9 protein-coding genes, 1 pseudogene and 1 riboswitch are annotated in these 9,727 nt (G+C 69.6%); of the genes and pseudogenes, 2 read left to right on the top strand and 8 right to left on the bottom strand.

Annotated features, from left to right (window positions below; all coding sequences use genetic code 11):
* The 7 genes and pseudogenes from B3E43_RS15530 to B3E43_RS15500 form a co-directional block, all read right to left on the bottom strand.
* Nucleotides 1–264, bottom strand: a pseudogene (locus tag B3E43_RS15530) (tryptophan synthase subunit beta); the annotation flags it as partial.
* Nucleotides 265–327: 63 nt separating this feature from the next.
* Nucleotides 328–966 (bottom strand): phosphoribosylanthranilate isomerase, encoded by a 639-nt coding sequence (locus B3E43_RS15525; protein WP_292031116.1) that lies wholly within the window; start codon nt 964–966, stop codon nt 328–330.
* Nucleotides 963–1,376, bottom strand: coding sequence for a type II toxin-antitoxin system VapC family toxin (locus B3E43_RS15520; protein ID WP_292031114.1), 414 nt, complete (start codon nt 1,374–1,376; stop codon nt 963–965). Before B3E43_RS15520 ends, B3E43_RS15525 begins: the two co-directional genes overlap by 4 nt.
* Nucleotides 1,373–1,621 (bottom strand): type II toxin-antitoxin system Phd/YefM family antitoxin, encoded by a 249-nt coding sequence (locus B3E43_RS15515; protein ID WP_292031112.1) that lies wholly within the window; start codon nt 1,619–1,621, stop codon nt 1,373–1,375. Before B3E43_RS15515 ends, B3E43_RS15520 begins: the two co-directional genes overlap by 4 nt.
* Before the next feature lie 36 nt (nt 1,622–1,657).
* Complete coding sequence (locus tag B3E43_RS15510) at nt 1,658–2,872, bottom strand: NAD(P)/FAD-dependent oxidoreductase (RefSeq protein WP_292031110.1); 1,215 nt, start codon at nt 2,870–2,872, stop codon at nt 1,658–1,660.
* A gap of 52 nt (nt 2,873–2,924) precedes the next feature.
* Entirely contained in the window at nt 2,925–3,656 is a 732-nt protein-coding gene (locus tag B3E43_RS15505; RefSeq protein WP_292031108.1) for a pseudouridine synthase, read from the bottom strand.
* Nucleotides 3,653–4,552 (bottom strand): class I SAM-dependent methyltransferase, encoded by a 900-nt coding sequence (locus B3E43_RS15500; protein WP_292031106.1) that lies wholly within the window; start codon nt 4,550–4,552, stop codon nt 3,653–3,655. The genes B3E43_RS15505 and B3E43_RS15500 overlap by 4 nt, the downstream gene beginning before the upstream one ends.
* A gap of 72 nt (nt 4,553–4,624) precedes the next feature.
* Here B3E43_RS15500 and recQ point away from each other — a divergent pair, with 72 nt between their 5' ends.
* Both recQ and B3E43_RS15490 read left to right on the top strand, forming a co-directional pair.
* Nucleotides 4,625–6,514 carry a DNA helicase RecQ gene (gene recQ / locus B3E43_RS15495; RefSeq protein ID WP_292031104.1) on the top strand — a complete coding sequence of 630 codons (1,890 nt, stop codon included), beginning with the start codon at nt 4,625–4,627 and terminating at the stop codon, nt 6,512–6,514.
* An 86-nt stretch (nt 6,515–6,600) separates the two neighbouring features.
* The gene (locus B3E43_RS15490) at nt 6,601–7,512 is read left to right on the top strand and encodes an aldo/keto reductase (RefSeq protein WP_349677592.1); all 912 of its coding nucleotides are present in this window, start codon (nt 6,601–6,603) and stop codon (nt 7,510–7,512) included.
* Here B3E43_RS15490 and B3E43_RS15485 read toward each other — a convergent pair.
* On the bottom strand, nt 7,496–9,334 hold the full coding sequence (locus B3E43_RS15485) for a TonB-dependent receptor plug domain-containing protein (protein WP_292031100.1): 1,839 nt from the start codon (nt 9,332–9,334) through the stop codon (nt 7,496–7,498). The genes B3E43_RS15490 and B3E43_RS15485 overlap by 17 nt on opposite strands.
* A 165-nt stretch (nt 9,335–9,499) precedes the next feature.
* Nucleotides 9,500–9,709, bottom strand: a riboswitch (cobalamin riboswitch).
* Nucleotides 9,710–9,727 lie beyond the last annotated feature (18 nt).

Here is a 9,727-nt window from a genome sequence, read left to right as displayed (position 1 = left end):
GATCTTGTGCGCGCCGGTATGGTTCAGCTCGTCGCGCTTGAACCAGATGTCGGCGGCCCCGTAATGCGCCGTCAGCCGCTCGGCCAGATACAGCGGGCTGGGCCGGCCGACATAGTCGGTCAGGAAGCCGTCGAGTTCCGCCTGGAAGGTCGGGTCCGCCTTCGCCGCCTCATAGGCCGCGTTCAGCTCGTGAACCAGCGGCATCAGAGTCTCGGCCACGAACCGTCCGCCATAGGGGCCGAAACGGCCCTCGGCGTCAGGCATGGCGTAATGGTTCGGCAGGATGGCGTTCACGGTCAAAGCTTTCGCGCGGGGGAGCGGCGGAAATCAGGCCGACCGGACGGCGTCGAGAAACGCCGCGATCAGGGCCGGGTCCTTAACACCCGGCGCGGTTTCGACGCCAGAGGACACATCCACGAGGGGCGCACCGGACACCGAAATCGCCTGCGCCACATTGTCCGGGTTCAGACCGCCGGCCACGAACCACGGACGCCGGAACGCCCGTCCGGCCAGCAGCGACCAGTCGAATCGCGCCCCGACCCCGCCCGGCAGATACGAGCCTTCGGGCGGCTTCGCGTCGAACATCAGATGATCGACGAACGGCTCCCAGGCTTCCGCCTCCTCGAAATCCTCAACCGTCCGGATCGGCAGGACCTTGATGATCCCCGCCCCCGTCAGCATTCGCGCCCGCTCCGCCTGTTCGCGGGTCTCATGGCCGTGCAACTGGATAAGGTCCGGCTTCAGGATCAGGGCGATCTCGGTCAGCAGGGCGTCGTCGGCGTCGACCGTGACGGCCACGATCCCGGCCCTGCCCCGCGCCCGCTCGAACAGGGTCGCCCCGTGCAGCGGGTCGATGTGGCGTGGGCTCTTTGGATACACCACCGCCCCGACGAAGGCCGCGCCGCCGGCGAGGGCCGCGCCCAGCGCGTCCGGCGTGGTCAGGCCGCAGATCTTGGCCTGGGTCAAAGGTCTACGACCTTGAGGCCCTCGGCGACGGCGGCGTCGCGCAGGTCATGGTCGAGCGTCGCCAGGGGAAGCCCCTCATGCCGTGCGATAGCGAGGTGCAAGGCGTCTGGCGCGCGCAGGCGGCGATGTCCCTGCATCAGAATCCGGGCATCCTGGAACCGCTCCCGCGCAACCTCAAGAACAACGCCGCGCATGGCCCAACGGTCAAACGCCAGTTCGGCGGCCTTGCGCTCCCGATCGGACAACGACCCAAGCCGCACATGATGTGACAGGGCTGAAGAGAATTCCGTCGCCGTCCAGTCGCTGATCGCAACGCTTGGGTCCGTCCGGGCCCAGCGCCGCGCGGCGTCGGCATGGTCGTCCTGGATGAAGAAGGACACGACGACGCTCGTGTCGATATAGGTGCTCAATAGCGGTATCCGCGCCGCATCTCTGCGACCCCCGCCACCGTGTCGATCGGTCCCTTCTCAGGCTTCACCCGGTTGGCGTCGAGCCACTCGAGATCGAGCGGAAAGCCCACGGCCGGCGCCTTTTCCGGCTCAAGCCGCGCAATGGGCTTGCCGCGCCGCGTAATGACGACCTTCTCGCCCGCCAGCATGCGGTCGAGCAGTTTCGGCAGGTTGTTCTTGGCCTCGGCGACGGAATAGTGGCTCATGGGATGAAGATGGCCATCTTGATAGCTATCGTCAAATCACGTTGCGTACAGGTCCGCATCCGGATCGCTCCCTCCGCGAATGGCCTTGGACACCACCTGCGAGGCGATCACCGAATAGGTGATGCCGTTGCCGCCGAAGCCCATGACCGCCCAGGCGTGGTCCATGTCCGGCACGGGAGCGATGGAGGGCAGGCCGGTCGCGCTCTCGCCGAAGGCCCCGGCCCAGCTGTAGTCGACCTCGAACTCGACCCCGGGCAGAAGGCGCGACAGTTTGAGCGTGATGGTCTCGCATTTCCGCTTCATCTTCGCCTTGTCGGCATGCGCGTCCGGCGACGCCTCGTCCTCGCCGCCGACGATCAGCCGCCCGTCTCCGCCCATACGGAAATAAAGGTACGGATCCGACGCTTCCCAGACCAGGGTCTCGCGCAGCCATGCGGGGCAGGGCTGGCGCGGCATCGACGCCATGGCCCAGGTCGAGATCACCTTTGCGCCCGGCGTCGGCACCCCCTTGGGGAACTCATAACCGCAGCAGAACACCACCGACTTGGCCCGCACCGCATGGCCGGCATCGGTCAGCAGGGTCACGCCGTCGGGATCGCTGGCGGCCTCCATCACCTCGACCCGCGAATAGACGGTCGCCCCGGCCGTCTGCGCCCGCCGCAACAGGGCCGCCGCCAGCCGGGCCGGGTCGGCGCTGGCCGAGCCCTGGCTGACGATGGCGCCCGGACGGTCGATGCCGAACTGTTCGCGGAGGTCGGCCGGACCGATGTACCGGCTCTCCAGCCCGATCGCCGCCCGCGCCTCCGCCTCCGTCCGCAGCGCACGATGGCCGTAGGCGTCGCCGGCCAGATAGAGGGTCGCCTTGTCCTCCAGACCGCACACGATCTTCTCTTCGGCGACGATGCGCCTGAGGGCGTCGACGGCCGAGCGCGATCGCAGATACGCCCGCCTCGCCTCCGCCAGTCCGATTCCCCTGGCCAGGGCGGTCAGCGGCAGGTCGATTTCCCATTGCAGCAGGGCGGTCGAGGCCACGGTCGAGCCGGTCAGCGGCGGCCGCCGGTCCAGCACGGCCACCGTGTGATCCCGGCTCAGCTCATGCGCCATGAAGGCGCCGCTGATCCCCGCCCCGACGATGGCCACATCGACGGAAATCGCCTCATTCAGCGGCTTTACGGGCACGCCCAGACCGGCGCTGTCCGCCCACAGCGAACGGCCCGTACGCAGGTCTCTCTTGATCGTCGCCCCGGTCATGTCGTCTCCGCTGGAAGCGGAGCGATAAGTCAGCAGGCCGGGTGCGGTTCCGTCAGGCGAAGATCAGGTCGATCTGTGCCTGGTCCAGCAGCCGCCACGCCCCCGGCGCCAGATCGTCCGGCAACGCCAGCCCCCCGACCCGCTCGCGGTGCAGCCCCTCGACGTGATTGCCCACCGCCGCGAACATCCGCCGCACCATGTGATAGCGGCCCTCGGTCACCGTCAGCCGCGCCTCGGTCGGCGACAGCACCTCCAGCACCGCTGGCGACAACGGCTTGTCCTCGCCCTCCAGCACCAGACCCCCGGCGGCGAACACATCGCCCTCCGTCCCGACCAGCGGCCGCGCCAGGGTCGCGCGATAGACCTTGGCCACATGGCGTTTGGGCGAGATCACGCGGTGCAGCAGGTCGCCGTCGTCAGTCAGCAGCAGCAGGCCCGTCGTCTGCTTGTCCAGCCGGCCGATGGTCGAGATCGCCGGATCGCGCCGCCGCCAGCGCGGCGGCAGGACGTCATAGACCAGAGCCCCGTCCTCCTTCCGCGAACAGGTCATGCCCAGCGGCTTGTGCAGCATCATCGCCAGACCCGGCACCGGATCCAGCGGCTGGCCGTCGATCTCCATCCGCGCCGTCAGGTCCGGCGTCACCGCGATCCGCTTCGACACATCCGTCAGATCGACCCCGTCCAGCACGATCCCGCCGGCCTTACCCAGCCGCGCCATCTCGGTCCGCGAGCCATAGCCCAACGAGCCGAGCAGCCTGTCCACGCGGGAGGTGGAGGCTTTCACTTCACCGCCTCGAACACCTTGTAGCCGCCGCTGTCGGCGATCATGTCGACCCGTTTGAAGGCGTCCTTCAGCTCGGCCTCATAAGGCAGGTGGCGGTTGGCCACGACCCACAGCACGCCGCCCTTCTTCAGCAGGGCCGCGGCCTTGCGGATGAAAGCCTGGCCCAGCCGCTTGTCCTCGGCGCCGCCGTCGTGGAAGGGCGGATTGCTGACGACGAAATTCAACTCGCCGACATCCTCCAGCGTCCGGACATCGGTCCATTCGAAGGTCGCGCGCGGATCGGTCACATTCTTCCGCGCCGCCGCGATCGCCCGCCGGTCCAGATCAACCAGACGCAGCGAGGTCACCGCCGGTGAGCCCAAAACTACCGTCGCCAGCGCCCCGTAACCGCAACCCAGATCGGCCCCCGCGCCCTTCAGCGGCGGCATCGCCTGCGCCAGCAGCAGCGACCCCGCGTCGATCCGGTCCCAGGCGAAGACGCCCGGCTGCGACCAGGCGTCCAGCCCCTCGACCATACGCGGCGCGCCCGCGGCGACGGCCTCGTCGATCCCGGTCAGCGTCTTCGGCCGGATCACGACGCAACGCCGATGATGCGCCTTGGCGCTCTCGCCGACCTCGACGCCGAAGCCTTCCAGCTCCTTCTTCAGTCGCGACCCGCCCTTGTCCTTGGCCGCCATCACATCCAGCCGCCCGCCGACCTTCAGCCCCCTGAGCGCCAGCGCCAGCGTATAGCGCCGCTCCAGCACGCCGGGCGGGGCGTAGATCATGATCGCCTCGGCCGAACCTTCGGCCACATCCTCGAGCGGCGTCGAGCCGGGAATCAGGGGCGACAGCTGGGTCGCCGCCCCGGGCGGATCGAATACCGCCGGGGGCCGGCCATAGAGAAGCGTGGTCATGGCGGCGCCTAATAGCGGTATCGCCGTCGAACGCGAAACTGTCCCGACTTCACGACTGACAGGGCGGAACAAATGAGGCACAAGGCCGCCATGTTCGCCGACTCGACCCTGACCGACCCGCCCGCGCCAACGTTGGCCGACGCCCGGGCGACGCTGGAGCGGGTCTGGGGCCATGCCGATTTTCGCGGGCGTCAGGCCGAGGTGGTGACCGAGATCCTCGCCGGTCGCGACGTGGTCGCCGTCCTGCCGACCGGCGGCGGCAAGTCGGTCTGCTACCAGATCCCCGCCATGCTGCGGCCCGGCCTCGGCCTTGTGGTCTCGCCCCTGATCGCCCTGATGACCGACCAGGTCGAGGCGCTGAAACAGCAGGGGGTGGCGGCCGCCCGGCTCGATTCCGGCGTCTCCATGGACGACCGCTCGGCCATCTGGCGGCAGGCCCGGGCGGGGGAGCTCGACCTGCTCTATGTCTCACCTGAGGGACTGGCGCAGCCGCATCTGATCGACCGGCTCCATGACCTGCCCCTGAGCTTGATCGCCATCGACGAGGCCCACTGTGTCTCACAATGGGGACATGATTTCCGTCCGGATTACAGGACGTTGGGCCGGTTGGCCGAACTGTTTCCTTGCGTGCCGCGCATCGCCGTCACCGCCACGGCTGACGCCCGCACCCGTGACGACATCGTCCGCTCGCTGCGGCTGGACGACGCGAAGGTCGTCGTCGACAGCTTCGCCCGACCCAATCTGCAGCTCTCGGCGATCCGCAAGGAAAGCGCCTCGCGGGCCCGCACCGACGCCGCCGTCATCGACTTGGTGCGCCAGCGCCGCGGCAAGTCCGGGGTGGTCTATTGCGGCAGCCGGGACGGCTGCGAGCGGGTGGCCGAGGCGCTCCGCACCGCCGGAACCAACGCCATCGCCTATCACGCCGGCATGGAGGCCCGCGACCGCGACCGGCGGCTGGAGCGGTTCCTCGCCGAGGACGGGGCCGTCATGGTCGCGACCATCGCCTTCGGCATGGGGGTCGACAAGGCCGATGTCCGCTTCGTCATCCACGCCGATCCGCCCGGCTCGCTGGAAGCCTACTGGCAGGAGATCGGCCGCGCCGGGCGTGATGGCGAGCCCGCCGACGGCATCACCCTGTACGGCCCGTCCGACATTGCCTGGACGCTGAAGCGCCTTGAGGGCCGTCCCATGGCCGAGGAGGTCAAGGCGGTGCAGGTGCGCAAGGCCCGCCAGCTGTTCGCCATGCTGGATGGCGCCGTCTGCCGCGCCCAGGCCGTGCGCCGCTATTTCGGGGAAGAGGGCGCCGAACGCTGCGGCGTCTGCGACCTGTGCCTCGACCCGCCCGCCGTCTTCGACGCCACCGTCCCGGCCCAGAAGGCGCTGGCGGCGGTGCAGAGACTCGGCGAACGGTTCGGCAAGACCCGCGTCATCGACCACCTGCTGGGCAAGACGAAGGACGTCCAGCCGTGGGAGACCGCCCTGTCGACCTGGGCCATCGGGGCCGACACCGGTCAGCACACCTGGCGCGACATCATCGACCATCTGATGTTCGAGGGGCTGCTGGTCGAGGATCCCAATGAGGGCAAGCCGCTGGTCATGCTCGGCGACCCCGAGGCCGTGCGTACCGTCTATCGCGGCGAGCGGGTGATCGAGGTCAGGGCCGCCGCCGCCCGCGCAGCCCCGGCTCGTGAGCGCACCCGCACCGGGCGCAACGCCGCGCTCGAAACCATGGACGCCGACGTCCGCGCCCGCTTCGAGACCCTGCGCGCCTGGCGCCGCGACCGCGCCGCCGAACAGCACGTCCCGCCCTATGTCATCTTCCAGGACAAGACCCTGCTGGAGATCGCCCTCGCCGAACCGGGCGATCTGGAGCGGCTCGGCCACATCTCCGGCGTCGGTCAGACCAAGCTGGACCGCTACGGCAAGGGCGTTCTGGAAGCATTGCGGCAGGCGCCCGGCTGAGGCTGTGGACTGAAACCGCGGTTCGCCGGTTAAGCTTCGCGCAAGGTCTCGGAAGGGGGGCCTTAAACTTTCGTCGTCACAGTCCGGTGGTGATCCCAAGCCGTGCTCCGTCCCCGATAGACAAACTGGCTCTGGCCGTCGTGCACCAGCCCGACCGCGCCATCCCCGCGCCGGCCGGCGCGCGCGAGGAATCCCTGCGCCTGCTGCTCCAGACCGCTGCCGACTCCGGCATCACGCGGGTTGCGACCAAGCCTGACGGCGACGGCGAGCGCTGGCTCGGCCAGGCCTGGCCCTTCCCCTCCCCCTTCCAGGTTTCGGTCCGCACCGTCTCCGTCGGCGACGGCGTCGACCGGGTCGAGGCCCGCGCCCGCCGTTCGCTGGAGCGTCTCGGCCTGCCGCGCGGCGACCTGCTGCTGGTCTCCGCCGCCAACGATCTGGCCGGCGCCGAGGGCCGCGCACTCTGGGACCGCCTGCTGGCCCTGAAGGACCGCGGCCTGTACCGCCGCATCGGCTTCTGCGCCACGGTCGAGGACGGCCCGGCCCTGCTGGCCCGACGTTTCCAGCCCGATGTGGTCCAGCTGAAATGCAACCTGCTGGACCAGCGCGCCCAGCATTCCGGCGTCCTGTCCGAACTGGCCGCCCTCGATGTCGCGATCCACGCCTCGTCGGTCTTCGCCGACGGCCTGCTGTTCATGAGCGGCGAGGCCCTGCCGCTCGAGATGCACCGCTACGGCCCGACCCTGTCGCGCATCCGGCGGCGCCTGGCCGAGGCCCGCGTCGATCCGATGCAGGCCACCCTCGCCTACGCCATGGGCCTGCCCGAGGTGTCCGCCGTGGTCGCCAGCATCGCCTCGGCCGCCGAACTGCGCGCCGTCATCGCCGCAGCCCATGCAACGACGCCCGATCTCGACTGGGCCTCCATGCAGCTGGAGCCGGCGACGATCACCGCCGCCGGCCCCCATTCCCAGGGACGTGGGCGGATCAGTAGCGCAGCCTGATCCCCGCATAGCCGGACCGGCCCGGCTCGCCATAGCCGAACACCTGCTGATAGCGTTCGTCCGTCAGGTTCTCGATCCGCGCCGTCAGGGTCGCCGTCTCCGTCAGGGCGTACGACGCGTTCAGACCGGCCGTGACGAACGGCTCGCGGACGCCACCGACGTCGTCCTGGTCACTCTCGGCCCGGACGGTCAGGGAGCCGGATAACCGCTCGCCCGTCCAGCCCAGGGTCGCCGACCCGGCCTGCTCCGGAACCCGCAGCAATCGCGCGCCGGTCATCTCGTCCCGCGCATCCGTCCAGGCGTATGCGACGCTCAGATCGAAACCACCCCCCAACCGGGCCCGGCCCTCCAGTTCCACGCCGTCGGTCTCTGTCCGGGCCACGTTGACGTAGAAGCTGTCGAAGGTGACGGGATCGAAAACATAGGTGATCTGGTCTTCCACATTCAGACGATAGACCGTCGCCCGGGCCCCGATCCGCCCATCCGCCGAGGCCCAGCCGACCGCGGCCTCATAACCTTCCGCCGTCTCGGGCCGCAGCACCGGGAAGGGTTGGGACGAGAAACAGAAGTCGCAGACGGCCTGGCTGATAGATGGCGCCTTGAACCCCGTCCCGTAAGCCGCCGACAGGGTGAAACCCGCGCCGGCGTCGAAAGCGCCGGACGCCCGGCCCGTGGCCTTCGAGCCGAAATCGTCCGTGTCGTCGAACCGCAGGGCCACGGTCAGGCTCAGGCGATCCGTCGGTTCGATCCGCGCCGTGGCGAAGGCCGAGCTCGTACCCAGCCGCTCGGTCAGGCCGGTGGAAAGGCTGCCCTCCGTATCCTCGCGTTCGGCGCCGATGACGAAGTCCACGCCCGAGACCGCGCCTTCCGCCTGCCAGCGCACGACCCGCCGGTCCCCCTCGAAGGCCGAAGGGAAGGCCGAGACCGTCTCCCGCGCGATGTTCGAGGCGGAAAGACTGAACTGATGCGCCAGCCCGAGGGCATTCAGGCGCAGGCGACCGAAGCCGCTCCACTGCTCGCTGGACTGGGTGTCGAGGGTGTCGGCCAAGGCCCAGGTCGGGGCCGGGAAGCCGTCGAGATCGGCCTGGCTGTCGGTCCAGCGCAGCGTCCCGTCCACCGATGCGTCGGGCGTGAAGGCATGGCGGCCGCGGGCGCCGACCGTGGTCGAGGTGAAGCCGTCGGCCTCCGGATTGCCGTCGGCCTCGTCCGCCGCCGAAATGCCGTCCGTGTCGAAATGCGAGACCCACGCGCCGAAGCCGTACTGTCCGGTCGAGACGCCCACAGCCAGCCGGCCTCGAACGGTGTCGAACGATCCGGCCTCCAGGCCCGCCGACAGACCGTCGAGTTCGCGGGTGGTGAAGGCGATGACCCCGCCGATGGCGTCCGAACCCCATAACGAAGACTGCGGCCCGGACAGCACCTCGATCCGCTCGATGTCCGACAGCTCAAAGCCGGAGAGGTCGAAGGCGCCGTTGACCTCGGCCGGATCGTTGACCGGCACGCCGTCGACCAGCACCAGAGTCTTGCCTGGCGAGGCGCCGCGGATCCTCACCTGGGCGACGCCGCCGAAGCCCCCCGAACGCACCACGGACAGACCGGGCACATCGCTGAGGATGTCGGCGGCGAAGACGGCCCCGCGCCGGTCGATGGTCGCCCGGTCGATGACCCGCGCGCCCGGCATATCGGCGACGATGGCCGGCAGACGGGTGGCGGTGACGACGACCTCGGGCAGGTCGTCGTCCGGATCGTCGGGCGTTTGCGCGTATGCGGACAGGGGAACCAGCACGGCCGCGGCCGTGGCGTAGAGGATGGATCGCGTCATGGCGCGTGACTCCGTCAGCCCCGCGCTGGCGCTGCGCGGCGGCAGGTGAAAGCGACCGACCCGGCCCTGGAAGGGGCGCGGCGCTTGGGTCGGGTCGCTTCGACGGAACAGCTTCCGCGCAAGCGGAAGGGTTGGCCCCACGCCTCTGTCTGGTCCCGGACAGCGGACGAGCGACGTCGGCGGCCAGGTCTCCTGGCTTGCGGGTCAAAAACGGTGGATCGCGCCTTCCCGGTTTCCCAGTGACGCCGGTGCCAAAGCCCCGGAATGATCGATCGTCTCGCCGCCTACAGTTGCGGGCACAGCCGCGGCATCACACCGCGTTCCCTTAACCGCCTGCCGGGCTTGTCGCAGGCAGGCCATGCCTGTGCAAGGCCGCGCCATTCCGCTTGAGCG

Source organism: Brevundimonas sp. UBA2416, assembly GCF_002343105.1.
Taxonomy (GTDB): Bacteria; Pseudomonadota; Alphaproteobacteria; order Caulobacterales; family Caulobacteraceae; genus Brevundimonas.
Note: the sequence above shows the minus strand (reverse complement) of the source record. Positions and strands in the feature narration are given on the sequence as shown.